General features: G+C 65.5%; 19 protein-coding genes. 8 read left to right on the top strand and 11 right to left on the bottom strand.

Features of this window, described 5'->3' with window-relative positions:
- Nucleotides 1–169: 169 nt before the first annotated feature.
- The 8 genes from ABIB78_RS19540 to flgB form a co-directional block, all read right to left on the bottom strand.
- The gene (locus ABIB78_RS19540; protein WP_429027494.1) at nucleotides 170–1129 is read right to left on the bottom strand and encodes a Tim44 domain-containing protein; all 960 of its coding nucleotides are present in this window, start codon (nucleotides 1127–1129) and stop codon (nucleotides 170–172) included.
- A gap of 244 nt (nucleotides 1130–1373) precedes the next feature.
- Nucleotides 1374–3953 (bottom strand): cell cycle histidine kinase CckA, encoded by a 2580-nt coding sequence (gene cckA / locus ABIB78_RS19535; protein ID WP_429027970.1) that lies wholly within the window; start codon nucleotides 3951–3953, stop codon nucleotides 1374–1376.
- A gap of 141 nt (nucleotides 3954–4094) precedes the next feature.
- On the bottom strand, nucleotides 4095–5168 hold the full coding sequence (flhB, locus tag ABIB78_RS19530) for a flagellar biosynthesis protein FlhB (protein WP_429027492.1): 1074 nt from the start codon (nucleotides 5166–5168) through the stop codon (nucleotides 4095–4097).
- Between the two features lie 107 nt (nucleotides 5169–5275).
- Complete coding sequence (gene fliR, locus ABIB78_RS19525) at nucleotides 5276–6046, bottom strand: flagellar biosynthetic protein FliR (RefSeq protein WP_429027489.1); 771 nt, start codon at nucleotides 6044–6046, stop codon at nucleotides 5276–5278.
- Between the two features lie 18 nt (nucleotides 6047–6064).
- Nucleotides 6065–6328, bottom strand: coding sequence for a flagellar biosynthesis protein FliQ (gene fliQ / locus ABIB78_RS19520; RefSeq protein ID WP_050401183.1), 264 nt, complete (start codon nucleotides 6326–6328; stop codon nucleotides 6065–6067).
- Nucleotides 6329–6390: 62 nt separating this feature from the next.
- Complete coding sequence (gene fliE / locus ABIB78_RS19515) at nucleotides 6391–6702, bottom strand: flagellar hook-basal body complex protein FliE (protein WP_429027486.1); 312 nt, start codon at nucleotides 6700–6702, stop codon at nucleotides 6391–6393.
- Between the two features lie 25 nt (nucleotides 6703–6727).
- A complete protein-coding gene (gene flgC, locus ABIB78_RS19510) occupies nucleotides 6728–7153 on the bottom strand; it encodes a flagellar basal body rod protein FlgC (RefSeq protein WP_429027483.1) in 426 nt (141 codons plus the stop codon).
- A 27-nt stretch (nucleotides 7154–7180) separates the two neighbouring features.
- Complete coding sequence (gene flgB / locus ABIB78_RS19505) at nucleotides 7181–7591, bottom strand: flagellar basal body rod protein FlgB (RefSeq protein ID WP_429027480.1); 411 nt, start codon at nucleotides 7589–7591, stop codon at nucleotides 7181–7183.
- A gap of 340 nt (nucleotides 7592–7931) precedes the next feature.
- On the opposite strand from flgB, the gene ABIB78_RS19500 reads away from it, so the two are divergent.
- The 4 genes from ABIB78_RS19500 to ABIB78_RS19485 all read left to right on the top strand — a co-directional run bounded on the left by ABIB78_RS19500 (nucleotide 7932) and on the right by ABIB78_RS19485 (nucleotide 11819).
- On the top strand, nucleotides 7932–8891 hold the full coding sequence (locus ABIB78_RS19500) for a flagellar biosynthetic protein FliO (RefSeq protein WP_429027478.1): 960 nt from the start codon (nucleotides 7932–7934) through the stop codon (nucleotides 8889–8891).
- Complete coding sequence (gene fliP / locus ABIB78_RS19495; protein WP_429027476.1) at nucleotides 8888–9640, top strand: flagellar type III secretion system pore protein FliP; 753 nt, start codon at nucleotides 8888–8890, stop codon at nucleotides 9638–9640. Before ABIB78_RS19500 ends, fliP begins: the two co-directional genes overlap by 4 nt.
- 86 nt (nucleotides 9641–9726) lie before the next feature.
- The gene (locus tag ABIB78_RS19490; protein WP_429027475.1) at nucleotides 9727–10614 is read left to right on the top strand and encodes a hypothetical protein; all 888 of its coding nucleotides are present in this window, start codon (nucleotides 9727–9729) and stop codon (nucleotides 10612–10614) included.
- A 53-nt stretch (nucleotides 10615–10667) separates the two neighbouring features.
- Entirely contained in the window at nucleotides 10668–11819 is a 1152-nt protein-coding gene (locus tag ABIB78_RS19485; RefSeq protein WP_429027472.1) for an aminotransferase class V-fold PLP-dependent enzyme, read from the top strand.
- Here the strand turns inward: ABIB78_RS19485 and ABIB78_RS19480 are convergent.
- Entirely contained in the window at nucleotides 11816–13051 is a 1236-nt protein-coding gene (locus tag ABIB78_RS19480; protein WP_429027471.1) for a YbfB/YjiJ family MFS transporter, read from the bottom strand. The genes ABIB78_RS19485 and ABIB78_RS19480 overlap by 4 nt on opposite strands.
- 506 nt (nucleotides 13052–13557) lie before the next feature.
- Between ABIB78_RS19480 and ABIB78_RS19475 the strand changes: the two genes are divergently transcribed.
- Both ABIB78_RS19475 and ABIB78_RS19470 read left to right on the top strand, forming a co-directional pair.
- Nucleotides 13558–13869, top strand: a complete 312-nt coding sequence (locus tag ABIB78_RS19475; protein WP_429027470.1) for a glyoxalase superfamily protein — start codon at nucleotides 13558–13560, stop codon at nucleotides 13867–13869.
- 13 nt (nucleotides 13870–13882) lie between these two features.
- The gene (locus ABIB78_RS19470; protein ID WP_429027468.1) at nucleotides 13883–14401 is read left to right on the top strand and encodes a hypothetical protein; all 519 of its coding nucleotides are present in this window, start codon (nucleotides 13883–13885) and stop codon (nucleotides 14399–14401) included.
- Nucleotides 14402–14413: 12 nt separating this feature from the next.
- Here ABIB78_RS19470 and ABIB78_RS19465 read toward each other — a convergent pair whose 3' ends face one another.
- The gene (locus ABIB78_RS19465) at nucleotides 14414–18238 is read right to left on the bottom strand and encodes a tetratricopeptide repeat protein (protein WP_429027465.1); all 3825 of its coding nucleotides are present in this window, start codon (nucleotides 18236–18238) and stop codon (nucleotides 14414–14416) included.
- A 244-nt stretch (nucleotides 18239–18482) separates the two neighbouring features.
- Between ABIB78_RS19465 and ABIB78_RS19460 the strand changes: the two genes are divergently transcribed.
- Nucleotides 18483–18710, top strand: coding sequence for a DNA-binding protein (locus ABIB78_RS19460; protein WP_429027463.1), 228 nt, complete (start codon nucleotides 18483–18485; stop codon nucleotides 18708–18710).
- Nucleotides 18667–18774, top strand: a complete 108-nt coding sequence (locus ABIB78_RS19455) for a hypothetical protein (protein WP_429027461.1) — start codon at nucleotides 18667–18669, stop codon at nucleotides 18772–18774. The genes ABIB78_RS19460 and ABIB78_RS19455 overlap by 44 nt, the downstream gene beginning before the upstream one ends.
- A gap of 100 nt (nucleotides 18775–18874) precedes the next feature.
- On the opposite strand, the gene ABIB78_RS19450 is transcribed toward ABIB78_RS19455, so the two are convergent.
- Complete coding sequence (locus ABIB78_RS19450; protein ID WP_429027459.1) at nucleotides 18875–19717, bottom strand: c-type cytochrome; 843 nt, start codon at nucleotides 19715–19717, stop codon at nucleotides 18875–18877.
- Between the last annotated feature and the right edge of the window lie 193 nt (nucleotides 19718–19910).

The following is a 19910-nucleotide window of genomic DNA, read 5'->3' as shown; positions in this document are numbered from 1 at the left end:
GCGCAATGACGCTCATCTTAATCCTCCCGATGGTTGTTTTTTGGTCCGCTGACATCAACCCGCGGCCCGTCCGGATATTCCGGCGCTGCGACACGTGAATGAAGCCCACAAAACAAAAGCGCCGCGGTTGATGCCGCGGCGCCTTGTATCTGTCATCTCTGGCAATCGATCAGTTGGTCTGCTGGATCGCCGATAGCTCCCAATTGCCGCCGCGCTGGCGCACGAAGGTCCAGACCTCGGTGACCTCCTCCGGCTGCCCGCCACTGACCTGGCGGCCGGTGCCGCGTTCGAGCATGCTGTCGACCAGCGAGTAGCGCATCGCGACCGTCGCATATTCGCTGTCGCCTTCGCGCCAGGCTTCCGCCAGATCGCCCTGCAGCAGCTTCACATTGGACGTCTTGTTCGTGACGTTGCGCGCCTTGTTCTCCTCGAGATCCTTCGAGAAGTACGACACCATTTCCGGCGTCGCGAACGTGTGCAGCTTCGCGATGTCCTCGTTCGACCACGCGGTCTGGATGTCACCGAGCAGCCGCTCGAACGTCTCGTAGTCGGCTGGCGTGATCTCGACCGGCGCGTTCGATCCACCGCCGAGGCCAAAGCCGAAGCCCGAACGGGCGTTCGCCTGCGGACCGGGGCCGACGTCGGGGCCGCCCGCGTAAGCCGCAGCCGGCGCATTGCGGCGCTGCCACCACGACATCGCGAGCCGGACCACGAGCACGATCAGACCGATCTGCAGCAGCAGGCCGAGCATCGACGACAGCCCGCCGAGGCCCGAGAACAGGCCGCCGCCGAACAGCATGCCGAACAGGCCGGCACCAAGGAAGCCCGCAGCCAAGCCGCCGAGCAGGCCGCGACCCATTCCGCCGCGGCCGAACAGGCCGCCGGAATTCGCCGCCGCCGGCGAGCCCATGCTGGGGCTACCAGGCTGGCTGAAGGTCCGATTCATCGGCGCAACCGAGCCCGGCGCGGTGCTGGTCGAGGGCGGCGCGGAGAATGTCCGCGAGCCGCGCGAGCCGCCGCCGCCGACGCGGGCGTCGGCCGCCGAAACGGTCATCATCACGGGCAGCGCCAGCACCATCGCGAAGGCGATCGCCCGGACAATTCCACGCGTGCGTTGCGAGAAATTCATGTTGGTTTCCTCAAAGGATTCCCCGGCATGGGGAAACGCCCCTAACATGGGCAGAGCCGGTTAAAAGTGAAGCGGGAAACGGGAACCGCGGCTGCGGCCCTCGGTCGCGGCGATGTGACACTATGGGCCTTGTGGATGCGACAGCGCGTCCTAGCGCGAGATGGGGCCCAGTTTCAACCGCAGCCGGATCGAAACATCACCTCGCACCTGCGAGATGGGAAGCACATCGCGCCGCATTGTGCGGCTAATTCGCCGTCATGGTTTCCTTCACCGCGGCGACCAGCTGCGTCAGCGTGAACGGCTTCGGCAGGAATGCGAACTGCTGGTTCTCCGGCAGGCTCTTCTCGAACGCGTCCTCGGCATAGCCGGAGACGAAGATGATTTTCAGCTCCGCATTGCGGCTGCGCATTTCCTTCAGCAGCGTCGGCCCGTCCATCTCCGGCATCACGACGTCGGACACCACGAGATCGACGGCGCCGTTGTTCTCCTCGAACGCCTCCAGCGCCTCGACGCCGTTCGCCGCCTCGATCACGCTGTAGCCACGCGAACGCAGCCCGCGCGCATTCAGCGAGCGCAGGCCGTCCTCGTCCTCGACCAGCAGGATGGTACCTTGCCCGGTGAGGTCGGGCTTCGGCTTGGCGGCATCCTCGGCGGCGGTTTCCTTTGCCGCGCCGTTGCCGGCCTGCGCTTCCGGTGCGATCTCCTGCTCCTGGCGATGCCGCGGCAGATAGATCCGGAACGTGGTGCCGCCGCCCGGCATGGAATCGACATAGACGAAGCCGCCGGTCTGCTTGACGATGCCGTAGACCGTGGACAGGCCGAGGCCGGTGCCCTTGCCGACTTCCTTGGTCGAGAAGAACGGCTCGAAGATCTTGTCGATGATCTCGTGCGGAATGCCGGTGCCGGTGTCCGAAATCTCAATCTTCACGTAGTCCGCCGCCGGCATGCCCTTGTTGGCGAGTTGGGCGGCTTCCTCCGTCGGCACGTTGACGGTGCGGATGATCAGCTTGCCGCCGTCGGGCATCGCGTCGCGCGCGTTCACCGCGAGATTGACCACCACCTGCTCGAACTGCGAGACGTCGACCTTCACCGGCCACAGATCGCGGCCGTGCACGAGGTCGAGCTTGACCTTCTCGCCGATCAGCCGGCGCAGCAGCATGGTGAGATCAGACAGCGCATCGCCGAGATCGAGCACCTGCGGCCGCAGCGTCTGGCGGCGCGAGAACGCAAGCAGCTGCCGCACCAGCGTCGCGGCGCGGGTGGCGTTCTGCTTGATCTGCATGATGTCCTGGAACGACGGGTCGGTGGGCTTGTGCGCGTTCAGCAGGAAGTCGTTCGCCATCATGATGGCCGACAGCACGTTGTTGAAGTCGTGCGCGATGCCGCCGGCGAGCTGGCCGACCATTTCCATCTTCTGTGACTGGTTGATCTGGTTTTCCAGCGCGCGCCGCTCGGTGGTCTCGAGCATGTAGACGATCGCGGTCTCCGCGTCGCGCTCGTCCTTCTCGATGGTCGTGACGAAGAACTGGGCAAAGCGCTCCTTGGGCCCGTCGAGCATCACCTCGACCGGCGCGATGTCGCCCTGCCCCTCCGCCGCCTGATTGATCGCGGCGATCAGGAGGCCGCGGTCGCGCGGATTGACGGCGCGGAAGATCGACTTGGCCGCGCCGACGTCGCCGTTCAGACCCTGCGCCAGCTTGGCATAGCGCGCATTGGCGCCGACCACATTGCCGCCGCGGTCGACGGTCGCGATCGCCATCGGCGTGTGGTCGAAGAAGCGCATGAAGCGCACCTCGGCGGCGCGCTCCGGATCGGAATGCTCGTCGCGGGCGCGGCTGATCACCAGCGTGCGCGAGGCGCCCGCCACGCCGTCGGCGCCGAAGGCGAGCTTGTGATAGAGCCGCACCGGCACGGTCTTGCCGCCGCGCATCCGCAGGTCGATGTCGAACACCTCGGTCTTGACCTCGCCGGGCACCGCCGCAATCGAGGTCAATAGCGCCGCGCCGTCACCCGAGACGATGTCGGTCAGCTTCAGGCCGCCCGAGCCGATCTCGGCCAGATCGTAGTCCAGCCAGTTGGCCAGCGTGGCGTTGACATAGGCGATCTCGCCGGCCGGATTGACCGAGAAGAAGCCGCACGGCGCATGATCGAGATATTCGATCGCGTGCCGCAGCTCCTGGAACACGTCTTCCTGGCGCTCGCGGTCACGCGTGATGTCGGCGATCGACCACACCGCATATTTCGCGTCGCGCTTGCCTTCGCCGAGCGGCCGCACACGCAGCCGCAGCCAGCGGCCCTGTCCACCACCTTGCCCGGCCTCGTGGCCGGCGACGCGGACCTCCTCCTGCTGCCGCTTGCCCTCGCGCGCCGCCTTCAAGAGGCGGAACACTGCCTCGGAAACGTCGGGGTTGCCGATAAAGACACGTTCAACCGGACGGACGTCCTGCGGCCCGGCCGCGCCGGTCAGCGTCAGATAGGCGGCGTTGGAATAGACCACGTGGCCGCGGGAGTCGGTGACGACAAGCCCTTCCTGGGCGTGGTCGGCGATCCGCCCCATCACCGGGTCGTCGGTGGCGCGGTCGGAGAAGCGGATGATCCCGGCGGCAAACGCGAACAGATTGAACAGCCCGACGGTGGCGAGCAACGCCAGCACGAAGAGGATGTAGGGCTGCGCCTGGGTGCGGCCGATGGTCATCAGCCAGACCGCCACCGCCACGATGCCGACGGCGATCAGGACCACCAGCAGGATACTGCCGCTCCGCCGCGCCGGCCCGTGGGCCACGAACGGCTCGGTCGCGGGAGGATCGTTGCTATCGGCGGTCATCTGGAGAGACATGGCTCGTCTGCATCACGAAGGCGACCGGCCGGCCACCTCGCCCCTGAGTGCCTGAATCGGACCCGAAAACGCAAGTCCATCAAGCGGCAATTTCGCAACTTACGCGCATTTCAAGCGGTTTTCCGCCCCTTACTGGCGCAGGCCGGACAGGCCGCGCCTCAGCCGCATCACGTAGCCGATGATTTCGGCAACCGCATGATAGTGCTCAACCGGGATTTCCTTGTCGATTTCGACGGTCGCATAGAGCGCCCGGGCCAGCGGCACGTTCTCCACGATCGGAATGTCGTGCTCCTTGGCGATCTCCCTGATCTTGAAAGCGAGGTTGTCGGCGCCCTTGGCGACGCAGACCGGCGCCGACATGCTGCGATCATAGGCCAGCGCCACCGAATAGTGGGTCGGGTTGGTGATGATCACCGAGGCCTTCGGAACCTGGGCCATCATGCGCTTCTTGGCGCGCTGGACCCGCAACTGCTTGATCCTGCCCTTGACGTGCGGATCGCCTTCCGACTGCTTGAACTCCTCCTTCATCTCCTGCAGCGACATCTTGTGACGCTCGTACCAGGTCCGGTACTGAAAGAAGTAGTCGGCGATCGCAACCGCAGCCAGGATCGCGACCACCGCCGCCAACAGGTGCACCGTCATGCCGGTGATGGCGGGCAAAAGCTCGGCCGGATCGACCCGCAGGAACGATTCCATCCGCATCCGATCGGGCCACAGCACCATGACCATCACGGCGCCGAGCGCGATCAGCTTGAACAGGCCTTTCAGGAAGTTCGCCGCCGCCTGCTTGCCGAACAGCCGCTTGAAGCCGGCAGCCGGCGAGATCTTGGAGAATTTCGGCTTCAGCTGCTCGCCCGACCACACCAGCTGATGCTGGATCATGTTGCCCGCGATCGCGGCCAGCGCCAGCATCAGGAACGGCACGCCGATCGCGGCGACCACCGCGTAGCCGAGCGACTGCGTCAGCGCCAGCAGGCCGGCACCGTCGGCGCGGATCATCCATGAGTTGGCGAGCAGGTTTCGCAGCGGCATCAAGATGCCGCCACCGATCGAGCCGGAGAAGGTCGACAGCACCAGCGTGGCGCCTGATATCACGAACCAGGTGTTGACCTCCTGGCTTTTGACGACGTCGCCTTTCTCAAGGGCGTCATCGAGACGTTTTTGCGTAGGGTCTTCTGTTTTGTCTTCGGTATCGTCGGCCATCTCTTCTCCCTAGAACATGATGCGACTTGATCGCATCATGTTCTAGGGCCCCTATTTTTGACGCGTTTTCTTCACGCGAACCGGTTCCCACTTCGCTCGAAAACGCTCTAGTTCATTGGAGCGAGTTGGCGCATGACGCCGTTGAAGTAGTCGAAATAGGTATTCATCATCGCCGCGAGCACGACGCCGAAGATCAGGAAGCCGACCATGATCGCGAGCGGCACGCCGACGAAGTAGACCTGCATCTGCGGCATCAGCCGCGCCAGCACGCCGAGACCGATGTTGAAGACGAGGCCGAACACCAGGAACGGCGCCGACAGCTGCAGGCCGATCTTGAAGGCGGCGGAGAACGCGGACGTCGCAAGCGCAGCGACGTCGCCGGTCGGCATGATCTCGCCCGGCGAGAAGATGCGGTAGCTCTCGCTCAGCGCCGCGATGACCAGATAGTGGCTGTCGGTGGCAAACAGCAGCGTCAGGCCGAGGATGGTGAGGAAGTTGCCGACGATCTGGCCCTGCTGGCCCTGGGTCGGATCGACAGCGGTGACGAAGCCGAGGCCGAGCTGCTGCGCGATCACAGAGCCCGCGACGTTGAGCGCCGACAGCGTCACCCGCGCGGTCGCGCCGAGCACGATGCCGATGATGAGCTCTTGCACCATCAGGACGCCGAGCGAGGGGATCGACGTCAGGTCGACGTGATAGGCGTTGCGATGCAGGGGCAGGATGATCAGCGTCAGCAGCAGCGCGATCGACAGCTTGACCCGCGCCGGGATGTTGCTCTCGCCGAAACCGGGCAGCAACATCACCATCGCACCCACGCGCGCGAAGACCAGCACGAAGATTGCGGCCAGCCCCGGCAGCAGGGAGACGTCGATGCGCATGACCGCGGCATTAGTGCATCAACCGCCGATGATTCGCGACGAAATCCGCATCATGTGGCTGGAGAGCGCGTCCGCCATGAACGGCAGCGCCAGCAGCAATGTGACGAAGATCGCGAGGATCTTAGGCACGAAGACCAGCGTCTGTTCCTGGATCTGGGTCAGCGCCTGGAACAGCGACACCACGACGCCGACCACGAGGCCGACCACCATCAGCGGCGACGACACCAGCACGATGGTCCAGATCGCGTCGCGCGCCACGTCGAGTGTTTCAGGGCCGGTCATTTTTTAGTTCTCGCTCTTGTAATCTTGCTTCGCATCGCCCCGGGATAACGTCCTGGCTGACGTCAGATCGGCATCTTCATGATATCTTCATAGGCCTGGATCACGCGGTCGCGCACCGAGACCAGCGTCGACACCGCAACGTCGGTGTCGGCGACCGCCGTCACCACATCCATCACATTCGCCTTGCCTGAGGCCATCGCCATGGTCTGCGCGTCTGACTTCTTGCCCGCTTCCAGCACGCTGCCGACGGAGTCCTTCAGCAGCGCGCTGAACGACGGACCGGCGACCGCCTGCCCGGCCTTCTCGGCACCGCCGCGCTCCATCATCTTTGCGAAATTGGCGTAGGCGTTGGCGGCGACTGTCGGTGTAGCCATGATTTAGGTTCCCTGTTCTTTTGCGTCAGGACTTGAGGATGTCGAGCGTGCGCTGGATCATCCGCCGCGTCGCGCTGATGATGTTGAGGTTCGCCTCATAGGAGCGCTGGGCGTCGCGCATGTCGGTCATTTCGACCATCGAATTGACGTTCGGGTATTTGACGTTGCCGGAGGCGTCCGCCGCCGGATTGCCCGGCTCCTGCTTGACGCGGAATGCCGACTGATCCGGCCGTATCCGGCCGAGGGTCACCACCTGGGCGTCGAGCGTACGATCGAGCGCGGAGGAGAAGGTCGGCACCTTGCGGCGGTAGGGATCGCCGCCCGCGGTCTGCGCCGTCGAATCGGCGTTGGCGATATTTTCCGAGATCACGCGCATCCGCCCCGCCTGCGCGCGCAGGCCTGATGTCGCGATGCTCATCGAGCGGGCGAAATCGCTTGTTCCATCTGCCATGGGATCCTCCTGCCGCCGTCAGGCGGCCTAGCCCTTGCCGATCGCGGTCTTCAGCAGATGCAGGCTCTTGCTGTAGAGCGAGGTGACGGCCGCGTAGTCCATCTGGTTGGCCGACACTTTCAGCATCTGGTCCTCGAGATTGACCGCGTTGCCGGCCGGGCGGGTCTGGAACCCGCTCTTGCCGCGGTCGTTGTCGAATGCATCCGGCGCGCCGGATGCCGCCATGTGGGTCGCGCTGGTCTGCATCATCGGCAGCGTGCCGATGCCGCCGCCGACCGTGGTCCCGGCCCGGTCGAACTTCGGCTCCACCAGGTCGCGCGGCCGGAAGTTCGGCGTGTCGGAATTGGAAATGTTCTCGGCGAGCACCCGCTGGCGCTCCTGGTGCCACTGCATCTTGCTGCGCAACGCCGACAGGATCGGGAGATCGTTCATGGACATCGCCGCGGCTCCGTTAACCTCTAGGCTCTTACGAGGTAGGCAGAATTTGCCCGGTGTATGGTTAACGGGTGGTTAAAATGTCGGACGGAGCCGTGGAGAACGCCGCAACTGCGGCCAGCGAGCGCATTTTCGCCACGAATGCTGCGTTAACCAGCACAAACCAAGACAGTGTGGGCGCTGAGAAGTCGTTTTGGGACAAGCGATTCTTGGTTTATTAATAGAACAGTCGGCTGCAAGCCGCTGGGAATTAAGAAATAAGGCGAATCTCGGGCGTGATTCGCTGCGCAAACCGCACCTATCAATCCGCGCTCGTTGATGGCGGAAGCTGAGGAAGGCCAAGATGGCCGGGGACTCCAATATGCAGGTCATTACATTCGTCTTGGCATTCGTTGTCGTGCTGGCCCTGATCGGCGTCACCGCATGGCTCGTTCGCCGCTTCGCCGGAAACCGCCTCGGCGCCAACGCCAACCGCGGACGGATGCCGCGGCTGGCCGTGATCGATGCGGCCGCCGTCGACGGCCGCCGCCGGCTGGTGCTGGTCCGCCGCGACAACATCGAGCATCTCCTGATGATCGGTGGCCCCACCGACATCGTCGTCGAGCCGAATATCGTCCGGGCAATGCCCGGCCGCGATCAGATGTCGGCCCGCCCCGCAGTCGCACCCGAGGCTGCGCTGCCGCGCGCCGCACCGCTTCCGGACACAGCCTGGAACGAGAGCGAGGCTGCCCGCGCTGACAATCTCAATCTTCCCGAACCGGAGCTGCCGCCGCGCCAGGCGCGCCCCTCCTTCGCCGACGAACTCCGCCGGCCCCCGCCGCCGATTGCCGAGCGTCGCAGCGATCCGCTCGCCGGCTTCACGCCCGAACGCGGCGAGCCGCGGCCCGATCCGGTGCCGCCGCGCCTGCCGCCGCGCTCCGAACCCGTCGTCCCGCGTCCGCCGCGCGCCGCCGAGCCGCCGAAGGCGCCGCCGTCGCTGCGCGCGCCCGAGCGCGCCGTGACACCGCCGCCACCGCCTCCCCCGGCTCCGCCGCCGGTCGCAACGCAGACGCCTCCGGCCGCGCCGGCGGCATCGAACGCCGATGCCAATCTCGCCGAGATGGCACAGCGGCTTGAGGCGGCACTGCGCCGCCCGACCGGCGCGAGCGAGACCGTCGCGCCGCCGGTTGCGCCCGACGCGCCGCCGGTGCGCCCGCCGCGCAGTGAGCCGCCCGCCCCGCCCGCAGACGGACAGAAGAGCGGGTTCGAGAACCTCGAGGACGAGATGGCCTCGCTGCTCGGCCGACCGAAGAATCCTTCGTGAGGTCAGGGGCAGTCCCGCGTAGAGTTTTTTTCATCGCTGTCCTGATCGCCGCCGGATCCTTCGCCGATCCGGCGATGGCGCAGGACATCAGCATCAATCTCGGCGGCGGCAATGGCGGCGTGACCGAGCGCGCGATCCAGCTGATCGCGCTGCTCACGGTGCTGTCGATCGCGCCGTCGATCCTGGTCATGATGACGTCGTTCACGCGCATCGTGGTGGTGCTCTCGCTGCTGCGCACCGCGCTCGGCACCGCGACCGCGCCGCCGAACTCGGTGATGATCGCGCTTGCGATGTTCCTCACCGCCTTCGTGATGGGGCCGGTGCTGCAGAAATCCTATGACGACGGCATCAAGCCGCTGGTCGCCAACCAGATCGGCGTCGAGGAAGCGTTGCAGCGCGCCTCGGTCCCCTTGCGCGGCTTCATGCAGAAGAACGTCCGCGAGAAGGATTTGAAGCTGTTCATGGATCTCTCCGGCGAGCCGACGCCGGCAACGCCGGACGAGATGTCACTGCGCATCCTGGTGCCGGCCTTCATGATCTCCGAGCTGAAGCGCGCCTTCGAGATCGGCTTCCTGTTGTTCCTGCCGTTCCTGATCATCGACCTCGTGGTCGCCTCGGTCTTGATGTCGATGGGCATGATGATGCTGCCGCCGGTGGTGGTCTCGCTGCCGTTCAAGCTGATCTTTTTCGTGCTGGTCGACGGCTGGGCGCTGGTCGCCGGCAGCCTGGTGCAGAGTTACGGGGGGTAGCCCCTGCAAAACAATCATGGGCTATCAGCTGGATCGGCCGTGCCGTTGCACTATCATGCGGGACACCGCATCCAGGGAGCCGCGCCGTGCAGCAGCCGTTCGACCGCGCCGTAGAAGACCTCGGCAACGCCATCCATCTCGAGCATGTCAACGTGCAGGTGCCGGACCAGCGCCTCGCCACGCTGTTCTACGTCGCCGGCATCGGACTGACCCGCGATCCCTATCTGATGGTCTCCGACACCAACATGTGGGTGAATGCCGGCCGCAGCCAGTTTCATCTGCCGAGCGGCCGGCCGCAGGTGCTGCGCGGCCACACGGCGATCGTGATCGCCGGGCGGCAGGCCCTGCTCCAGCGGCTTGCCGCGGTCGCGCCCAAGCTCGAAGGCACTGCGTTTGGCTATCGCGAGCGCAACGATCATGTCGAGGCCACCTGCCCCTGGGGCAACCGCCTGCGCTGCTACGAGCCGGACGCCGAGCGCTTCGGACGCATCGCGCTCGGCATTCCCTATGTCGAGTTTGAGGTGCCGCGCGGCACCGCTGAAGCCATCAGCCGGTTCTATTCCGAAATCATGGGCATCCCCGCCAGCGTCGCGAACGGCGACGATGTCGTCGCGCGCGCCAAGGTCGGCAAGGACCAGTATCTGCAATTCCGCGAGACCGGCCAGGCGCAGGCGGAGTTCGACGGCCATCACGTCCAGATCTACATCACGGACTTCTCGGGTCCCTACAAACGGCTGCGCGAGCGCAACCTGGTGTCCCGCGAGGACAATCAGTACCAGTACCGCTTCTGCGACATCGTCGATCCCGCCGACGGCCGGCATCTCTTCACCGTCGAGCACGAGGTGCGCAGCGCCACCCATCCGATGTATCTGCGGCCGCTGGTCAACCGCAATCCGGCGCAGAACAACCGCACCTTCGCGCACGGCTTCGACCAGGCGCCATGGGCGATGGGCCCGGACCAGTATGGCGGCTGAGCACGCACTCCCCGCATCCCGCCATCATCAGCAAATTTCAGCCACGAGGCGACATGCTTCCCTCCCAGCGCCATCTGTTCGAGATTCCACGCGAGGTCTGCTACCTGAATTCGGCGTCCTACAGCCCGTTGCCGCTGAAGACGCTCGACGCCGGGCGCGCGGCGGTGGGGCGCAAGGGCCGGCCGTGGACGATCGACCCCGGTTTCGCCGGCCGCCAGCATGAGCGTGCCCGCGTTGCGGCGGCCCGCCTGATCAACGCCGCGCCCGATGACATCGCGCTGATCCCCGCCATCAGCTACGGCATAGCTACGGTGGCGAAGGCGCTGACGATTCCGCGCGGCACGCGCGTCATCGTGCTGGAGAACGATCACTCCTCGCCGGTGCTGGAATGGCACGCCCGTGCCGAGGCGCAGGGTTTCGTCGTCGACATCGTGCGCCAGCCCGCCGATGGCAACTGGACGTCGGCGGTCCTTGCAACGATCGACCGCTCGGGCGCTCCGCCGGTCGGCCTTGCCTCGATCTCGTCGGTGCACTGGTCCGACGGCGGCATCATCGACGTCGACAAGGTGCAGGCAACGCTGCGGCGGCATGGCGCGATGTTCGTGATCGACGCGACGCAGAGCGCGGGTGTTGTGGCGATGGATGTGGCAAAACTCGATCCCGACGCCGTGATCTTCCCAACCTACAAATGGCTGATCGGTCCCTACGGCCGCGCCTTCCTCTACGTTGCAAAGCGCCACCAGAACGGCCTGCCGCTGGAGCAGACCTCCGCCGGCCGCCGCAATGTGAACTCCGAGAACCCCGTCTATTTCGGCGATCTCGCTTATGTCGACAATGCCCGGCGCTATGACATGGGCGAGCGCGATCATTTCATCACGTTGGAGATGGCCTCGATCGGCATGGAGATGATGGCGGAATGGGGCGCTGCTGCTGTCAGCCAACGGCTCGCGATGCTCACGGACCGGATCGCCGACGGCGTGCGTGATCTTGGGCTCAACGTGACGGCGCGCAGCGTGCGCGCGCCGCATATCCTGAGCCTCGGCACGGCCGGCGGCATCCAGAAGGAGCTGATCGCGCGGCTTGCTGCCGAGAACATCCACGTTGCGCTGCGGCTCGGCCGGATGCGGATCTCTCCGCATGTCTTCAACGACGAGACGGATGTTGACCGCCTCGTCGCAGTCTTGACCAAAGCGCTGCGCGCTTAGCTCGGCTTGCGCCCCAGCGCGACGACGCTGACCAGTTCGATCGCCAACGCGACAGCCACCGCGGCCGCGCCGATCACGAACAGCAGCGCGTAATCGCCGCCGCTCTGCGCGAACAGGTAGGACAGCCCGTAGGCGCCAGCCGCCTGGAACAGCGCGAAGGTCGTGGTGGCCTGCGCCCACGCGGAGCGCTGGCTCGCGGCGGAATACGGGATCAGCTCGTGGACGCGGCCGATCACGAGCGGCACGATGCCGGGCGTGAAGCCGCCGACGATGAGGCTCGACACGATCAGCGCGGCGGGCGAATTCGTCACGGCAGGCATCGCGACCGCGACCGCCTCGATCAGGAACGCTGCGCGCAGTGCCGCAGCGAATCCGGCGCGATCGGCGAGATGTCCTGACAGCAGCGGGCCGACCACGGCACCGAAGCCGTACAGCACCCAGTAATAGGATCCGGCGGCGATCCCTTGCCCGAGGCCGCGGGCGACGAAATCGACCAGGAACACCATGTGCGGCACCAGCGCCAGCGCGTTGAGGCCGTACTCCAGGCACAGCGCGATCATTAACGGCGAGCGCACGCCATGCGACGCGGCGCACTGCTCGGCCGCAGCGTGTGTGGCAGGCACATCCGCCGGCCACGCCTTCCAGCTGATCGCGGTCAGCACCGCCGACAGCACGCCAAGCCCGTACCAGGCCTGCTTGACGCCCTGCTGCAGCAACAGCGGCACCAGCGTGCCGGACGCGGCGACGCCCAATCCGACGCCCGCGAAGATCACGCCGCCGATCAGGCCGCGCTTGTGTGGTGCGGTGTGCGGCAGGATCGCGGTCGCCGCCAGCACCATGATCACGCCGCCGCTGACGCCGGCGAGGAAGCGGACGCCGAAGAACCAGACGAAGGAGATCGGCACGGCGCAGGCAAAGCAGGTGACGGCGGCCAGCACCATCATGCCGCGCAGCACCCACACCGAGCCGATGCGTGCGCCGAGATCGCGGGCGATCAGCGCGCCGGCGAGATAGCCGGCAAGGTTGGCGGCACCGAGATAGACCGCTTCCGCCGGCGTGAACCATTTGGCTGATATCAGCGCCGGGATCAGCGGCGTGTAGGCAAAGCGCGCCAGCCCGAGCCCGACCAGCGAAGCGCAGAGCCCCGCAGCTGCGGACAGCCACAGCGGTCCGCCGGCATCGTGATGCGGTTCGGCGTGATGGCGCTTGTCATGATCGACATTGGCTGACATGGCATGGCAGTAGGCCCTTCGGCGGTTCGTGAAAAATGATTAGTTGCGATCGCAGCAATCGTTCGCAGCGATCGCCGCGCACCTCTCCCGATCGGGAGAGGTGCCAAATTCGATGCGGCAAAAGCCGTCTGCAGCCGCCCGTCACGGATTTCCTCGGCGATGTGATACGAGAACAGCCGGGTGATGCCCTGCCCTTCGCTGGCCGAGGCGACCGCCGCCGGCACCGTGTTGGCGACCAGCCGCGGCGCGAACTGGACCGCGCGCCACCTTCGACTTCACAGCCGGCAGCGACATGTCGAGAGGACGAACGCGATCACGCTCTCTTGCAATTGACAAATCCAACCTCCCCGGCGAACATTTGGCCGGGTCGATACCACCCGCCGCTTGCACCCCGCCCGGGGACGGTAAACGTATCAAGCCAGGTTTCAGGCTTCCTTTGCCCGCACGAACGGGTCAGCAACGCAAGCCGCTGACGCTTTCCGTTCGTCGATGCAAAGGTTGATCCCATGCGCGACTTCCGTGATGCCAAGGCCATGGCGCAAACGCTGCGCGAAGCGCTCGCCGCCAAGTCCATCCCCCTCACCCACAGCGACAGCCTGGAGCTGATCGCCAACGTCCTCGGTTTGCGTGACTGGAACACACTGTCGGCCCGGATTCACTCCGCCGGACCGCCGAGCACGCCGGCAGAGGCTGCAGACCCCACTGCAGAATCACCGCCGACCGTCGCGCGGCAGGAGGTCGCCGTGGATTCAGCCGCGCTCGATCGTTATGCCGGATTCTACCAGCTCAACGACCGCCGTGTTCACGGTGACACCTGACGGACATCATCTGGTGATGCAACTGACGGGACAGCGCTCGGTGCGGTTCTTTGCGGAGAGTGTGACCGAATTCTTCGCCAAGATCGTCGACGCCCAGGTCAGCTTCGTTGTCGGACCGGACGGACGAGCCACCTCGCTGATTCTGCATCAGAACGGCAGCGGTATTCCGATGGCGCGTATCGACGCCGCGACGGCAAGGAAGATCGCCGACCAGACGGCGGAGCGCGTCAAGCACCAGTCGGCCAGTCCCGGAACCGAGGCTGCGCTGCACCGCCTGATCGATGGGATCGCCTCGGGGAATCCCAACTACAATGAGATGAGCCCGGCGCTGGCGGCGGCGACCCGCAAGCAGATGGCGTGGCTTCAGCCCCTCGCGGACCTCGGCACGATCCAGTCGATCCGCTTTCTCGGTGTCGGCGAGCAAGGCGAAGACGTCTATAGCGTCAGACAGGCGAACGGCGCTGCGCACTGGCGCATCGCGCTTGACGACAAGGGGATCATTTCGACGGCCTGGGTGACACCCGGGCCGTGAGAGCCGGCGCCGCTACGGCGTCGCGCCGGCGCGGCGCTCGCCCTTGATGAGCGGCAGCGCGCTCAGCGGCGCGGCCTTCGCCTTTTCAGGCAGCGATCCGGTCGCGACCGGATCGGGCAGCGGCGCGCGGGCGGTGGCGTCGGGGAAGCGGGTCTTCATCTCGCGGATGAAGCCGTCGAGCGTGTCGACGCTGGCGGCCATCCGCGCGATCTGGGCGAATTCCGCGCTGGAGGTGGCGACCGGCTTGCTGGCGGAGTCGAACGCCAGCCTGTCGGCATCGCCGGACATCAGCGGCGCGTATTTTTCCCGGAACCGGGACAGCCCGATGGCATCCTCGGCGAGCGCGTAGCCGACCACAGCGCGGATGATGTCGGCCTTCTCGCTGGCGTTGAGCGGCGTGAAGTCGCGCCAGCGGTCGCCGTAGTAGAGCTCGATCTGCTCGGACGCCTCGCGCCAGTGCCGCGACGCCCAGTAGATGTCCGAACGCAGCCGGATCGCCTCGCGTCCGGTGATGTTCGAGATGATGTCGAGCGCAAGGTCGTGCCGGCCGACGTCGCTCTGCGCGCGCGCCTCGAGCAGCAGCCGCTGCTGGCGAAGTTCGCCGGAGAGGTCCGCGATCCGGGTCGAGCGCAGCGCGCCAATGGCGCGGTCAGGCTTGCGATTCATCAGATAGACCATCGCAAGCCGCGCGGCGACCTGGGCGCGCGCCGCGCCTTCGAGCCGCTTGTCGACCTGGTATTGCAGGAGGTCGGCGGCCTGGTCGAGCAGATCGACGCCGACGAGGCGGTCGGCGAGGCGGCGGATCATCTCGTCGCCGCGGCGGCCGATCGGCGTCAATTCGCGATAGTCGTAGAAGGTGCCGAGCGCATCGATCGGCGCCATCTCGTCGCCCTTCGGGCCGAGATAGAGCTGCACGAACAAGGCCGAGGCCGCATCCTGCGCCTGGCGCGATTCCGGCGCGTTCGGCTGCAGCCGGGTCGCGGCGCGCGTCACCGCGAAGGCGTCGGCATAGCGCGCGGTCTCGGCGTAGATCTTCGACAGCATGTAAAGCGTCTTCAGCTCGATGGAGTCACCGCGCCACAGCATCGACAATAGCTCAAGCTCCTTCAGCACATCGTCGCGGCCGATCTCGCCGCGCTTCTGCTTGAGCAACGTCTCCAGCAGCTTGCCTTCGGCGGCGGCATGCCGGTCGGCCGAATTGGCGGCGAAGCGATAGGCGTCGAGCGCATCCTTCTCCTGGCCGAGCGCTTCGGCGAGCCGGCCGCGCAGCACCGCAACCGCAGGCTTGAGCTCGTCGGGAACGCCGACCACGTCGAGATCGCTGTTGCGCCGCGCGGCGCCGGCATAGTCCTTGACCTCGAGCGAGGCCTTCATCGAGTCCATGGTGACGATGCGCTGCAGGTCGGGCGGCAGCGTCGCGACCGCGAATTCGGCGTTCTTGAACTTTTCGCGCGCCTCGGCCCATTTGCCTTCGCGGGCGAAGGCTAGTCCCTTCCACAATTGGGAATCGTAACCATTGCCGATCACGGGATTGGCGAGATCCTTCAGGCCCTGCGCCGGGTGCCCGATCAGGATGCTGGCGACTGCATGCACCATCACCACGGACGCCGTCTCGCTGCCCCGCTTGCTTTCCGACAGGGTCAGGTTGGCGACACCATGCGCTTCCTGGTACATGCCGCGCGCCATGTAGAACTCGGCGAGATCGAGCCGCGCCCGCGGCAGCTGCTCGGCGGTGGCCGTTGAAGCCGCCGCAATCAAACCGTCGAGCTGCTTCAGGAAATTTTCCGACTGGTTCTTGCGCCACGCGTCCGGATCGAACAGCGGCTTCACCGCCGCGGTCGCACGCTCGGCGGCGACGTCGGCCGAGGACAGCGTCAAGCCGCCGGGCCGGCCCAGCATCACCTTGTCGGCGCCGACCTCCGCCTTGACGTCATCGGCGTTCGGATGAACCACGACGCCGTGGATCGATTCCAGCAGTGAGAGCTCGACGAAGTCCTGCCGCTTGATGATGCCGCGGGTCGGTGGTGGCGCGGTCACCACCCAGAGCGTATCGCCGGCGTCGGGATCGACCATATTGTGGAGCTGTCCGGGACTGGCGAGCGGCACGCTGACATTGGCAAGCGAGGGCTCGCTGATGTTGCGCACCACGCTGAGCGGCAGCGGCGGTTTCTGCACCCGGTCGGCGAAGGTCAGCGTCCAGCTCACGCCACGCGAGCGGTCGTCGCTTTCGAGCGACGGCATCTGCGGCCGGTTGAGGCGGAAGCGCACCGCCTGGCCCTTGTCCAGCGCAATCCGGCTGACATCGGATATCAGCGAGCCGCCCTTGGCCCGGATCGGATCGACATCGATCGCCTCAGGCGTGTCGAACACCATCCACACCGTGTCAGCGCGGCGGAACATCGCCGCCGGCGTCGCGCCCGGGAATGAGAACGTCACCCGTAGCCCGTCGCTGTCGCGCTGGGCGTCGACCGCGGGCCTTCCACCGGCGCGGGCCTCGGCGGGCGGCGACGGCACGGCAGTGGGCGTCGGCGCTTCCATCGCCGGCGCGGCCGCAACAGTCGGCACAGGCTTCGGCGCTTCGCTTACAGGCGCCTTGCTCTGCTCCGCCGCAGCACCGGCGCTGCCCTCGCGCGGCGTGGCCGGTGCCGTAGCGCTCTCGACGTCGGCCGCCGGTACGGCCGCGATCCTCGGCAGCTCCGAATTGGGAAGCTCCGATCTCGGCTGTTCCATCTTGACGGGCGCGGCCGCCGGTTGTTCGGCCGCGACTGGCTCGGCTTTGACCGGCTCCGATTGCAGCGGCTCGGACTTGACAGGATCGGACTTGACAAGATCGGACTTGGCCTGCTCCGCTTGGGGTGGTTCAGGCTTGATCTCGATCTTGGCCTGCTGCGCGATGCTTTCCGACGTCACCGGTGCGATCGCCGCTGTACCTTTCGGTTTGCCCCGCGTCGGCAACAACGAGCTCAACGAGGGCTTTGCCGCCTGCTGTTGCTCGTTCGGCTGGAAGGCGACATCGACGATGTAGTTCTTCTCGTCGCGGAACGAATGCACGTCGACATCGCCAATCAACGTCACGTCGACCGCTGACGTATCCGTGTCGGCGCGCGCGCTGATCGACGCGACGTTCGGGGGCGCGGCGACCTTGGCATCGGCAAGGTCGAAGCTCAGCACCGAGTTGAAGGACAGCGTCAGCTTCTGCTCGTTCAGCACCGAGGAGACGCTGACGCCGTCAGGAACCTCGAACACGAAGCGGACGAAAGTGGGCTGCACCAGCGCGCGGACGCGTATCGGCGGCTTCTTCTTTGCGGTATCGGCAGCACGCTGGATGCGCAGCAGCCGCTCGGCGGCGCGGGCGCGCTCCGCCAACTCGCGGATCACCTCCTGCGGCAGCGAAGGCGGCGGGCCGGTCCAGGCGTCGGGCAGGAAATCGACGAAGATGCGCTCGCCCGCGGTCATGGTGTTGACGGTGACGCGGCGCGCCAGCGACAGGCGGATCGCCGAACCGTCCGGATCGCGGCGCGCGGCGCCGACATAATCCGGCACCGCATCCGACAATTTCTCGACGGCGATATCGACCGGACGCTTGAATCGGATCACGATGATCGAGCCGGCGGTCGTCACCTCCGATTCGACATCCTCCTTCAGCTTCAGCACCAGCCGGGCATAGCCGTTCGCGGCCGAGAATGTCGCCTCACCCGGCACCGGGTCTTCGGCAAGCGCGGCGGTCGAATATGTGGGGGTCGCGACAGCAAGGCCGGCGGCGAGCAGGCACAGACGCGCAGTCCGCGCCAAGGCGCGGCCTAGCGACCATGTTCCAGCGGCAGCCGTTCGCGCCATCTCGAAACGTCTTCTTGAGATCTCAGCCAAGCCAGCGCGAAGCGCCCTCGCCCACGCGTCCCGATCTTGGATCGGGCGGCGTTAAGGAGCTGTTAACGTCAACGGATTGTTTCGGACCTGCCGCTGCTGCCGGTGTATTTCACGCGCCGAGGCAAAACCATCGTCCTCCTGCTCTGCGGTGGCGACAAGCGAACCCAAAGCAAGGACGTCAAGGCGGCCCGGAAGATGGTGAAGGAGATTTGAGATGCCGCTCAAAACGACCCAGTTCGACATCCAGGATCATCTGAAGACGCTCGAGCAGCAGATCCCCTATCTCGAAGCGGCGCTGGAAGAGGACGATCCCTCGTTCATCGCGACAGCTATCGGCGACATTGCCAAGGCTCGCGGCGTATCGCAGTTTTTCGCGCGAAACTGGCTTAAGCCGCGAAGTGATCTACAAATCATTCCGGCCCGGCGGCAATCCGACTATTGAAACCCTGAACAAGGCGACAAAAGCGCTCGGTCTGAAGCTGAAGCTTGTTCCGAGCGCCGCTTAGCTGGACAGATAGCGGTGCACACTATCTTGGCAAAATTGGAGTGAGCCACGGGCCCGCTGCCGCGGCTGTGACCGGACAAGATTTGTCCTTGCAACGAGGCTTACTCCGCGCTGCCAGGTAACGTGCGCAAATACGCTACGACGGCATCAAGGTCATCGGAACTGATCCGGGCATAGTAATGGTATCCCATCGGTCGACCGAGACGGCCACCATCGCGGCGAACACCTTCGGTGATCGCACGTTTGATCTCGTCGTCGCTCCATGTGCCGATCCCGTTGGTCTTGTTCTGCGTGATGTTGCGTGAAACCGAGACACCCCACGGCCCAGAAAATTTGACGCCACCCGCGCCAAGTTTGCTCATGTATTCTCGTCCCCTCGGACCAATCGGCGTGTGGCACGCCATGCAATGTGCGATCGTGACGAGATAGAATCCCTTCTGCGCCCTGTCGCTCATCATCGTTTCGGCGAATGGCTTCTCGCCGCCCGGCGGAACGTTCTCGACTTGAGGCACCTTGTAGATCGGATCGGGCACCTTGTTGTGGACCGGCGTGATGGTGCGCAAGTATGAGACAACCGCGTCGAGATCGTTTTCCGTCAAGATGTGATAGAAGCTGGTCGGCATGACCATAGCGGTATGCACACCCTTTGGGGTTTGCCCAGTCCGCAGCAGTTTCTTGATATCGGCATCGCTCCAGTTTCCGATGCCTGTTTCCTTGTCTTGCGTGATGTTGGCGGCATGCACCGTGAAGGGAGGCTCGTCCCAGTATCCTCCGCCCGAGAACGCCTTCTCCAGAACATCACCGCTTGGTCCCTTGGGCGTGTGGCAATTGCCGCAAGCTAGGATGCCGTTGACAAGGTAATCGCCCCGTTTGACCAGTTCGGATTGGGCCCATGCCAGATCGGTGGTGGCGATGACGACAAGCATCATGAACAGGCTACGCATATTGGTTTCCTCGAAATTTCTTGGTGACTAAAAATTCAATCTCTGATCGGGCGCAGCTTTCGCTGCCCGGCACAAATGAGCAATTCAATCAATCAACTCAGGCGGCGGTCCATGCGACCGCAATCACGGAAGACTCCAAAACAGCGAATTCGCGCTCGCCTCCCTCACGCCAATGCTAGACTCGCATCAAGCA

Source organism: Bradyrhizobium sp. I1.14.4, from assembly GCF_050435825.1.
GTDB lineage: Bacteria > Pseudomonadota > Alphaproteobacteria > Rhizobiales > Xanthobacteraceae > Bradyrhizobium.
Note: the sequence above shows the minus strand (reverse complement) of the source record. Positions and strands in the feature narration are given on the sequence as shown.

What these genes read in the sequence shown, in the direction of transcription:
- ABIB78_RS19475 (WP_429027470.1), top strand. Translation starts at nt 13,558, where the DNA reads ATGCGCGACTTCCGTGATGCCAAGGCCATGGCGCAAACGCTGCGCGAA.
- flgC (WP_429027483.1), bottom strand. Translation starts at nt 7,153, where the DNA reads ATGGCAGATGGAACAAGCGATTTCGCCCGCTCGATGAGCATCGCGACA.
- cckA (WP_429027970.1), bottom strand. Translation starts at nt 3,953, where the DNA reads ATGACCGCCGATAGCAACGATCCTCCCGCGACCGAGCCGTTCGTGGCC.
- flgB (WP_429027480.1), bottom strand. Translation starts at nt 7,591, where the DNA reads ATGTCCATGAACGATCTCCCGATCCTGTCGGCGTTGCGCAGCAAGATG.
- flhB (WP_429027492.1), bottom strand. Translation starts at nt 5,168, where the DNA reads ATGGCCGACGATACCGAAGACAAAACAGAAGACCCTACGCAAAAACGT.
- fliE (WP_429027486.1), bottom strand. Translation starts at nt 6,702, where the DNA reads ATGGCTACACCGACAGTCGCCGCCAACGCCTACGCCAATTTCGCAAAG.
- ABIB78_RS19480 (WP_429027471.1), bottom strand. Translation starts at nt 13,051, where the DNA reads ATGTCAGCCAATGTCGATCATGACAAGCGCCATCACGCCGAACCGCAT.
- ABIB78_RS19450 (WP_429027459.1), bottom strand. Translation starts at nt 19,717, where the DNA reads ATGCGTAGCCTGTTCATGATGCTTGTCGTCATCGCCACCACCGATCTG.
- fliR (WP_429027489.1), bottom strand. Translation starts at nt 6,046, where the DNA reads ATGCGCATCGACGTCTCCCTGCTGCCGGGGCTGGCCGCAATCTTCGTG.
- fliQ (WP_050401183.1), bottom strand. Translation starts at nt 6,328, where the DNA reads ATGACCGGCCCTGAAACACTCGACGTGGCGCGCGACGCGATCTGGACC.
- ABIB78_RS19460 (WP_429027463.1), top strand. Translation starts at nt 18,483, where the DNA reads ATGCCGCTCAAAACGACCCAGTTCGACATCCAGGATCATCTGAAGACG.
- ABIB78_RS19500 (WP_429027478.1), top strand. Translation starts at nt 7,932, where the DNA reads ATGGCCGGGGACTCCAATATGCAGGTCATTACATTCGTCTTGGCATTC.
- ABIB78_RS19485 (WP_429027472.1), top strand. Translation starts at nt 10,668, where the DNA reads ATGCTTCCCTCCCAGCGCCATCTGTTCGAGATTCCACGCGAGGTCTGC.
- ABIB78_RS19540 (WP_429027494.1), bottom strand. Translation starts at nt 1,129, where the DNA reads ATGAATTTCTCGCAACGCACGCGTGGAATTGTCCGGGCGATCGCCTTC.
- ABIB78_RS19465 (WP_429027465.1), bottom strand. Translation starts at nt 18,238, where the DNA reads ATGGCGCGAACGGCTGCCGCTGGAACATGGTCGCTAGGCCGCGCCTTG.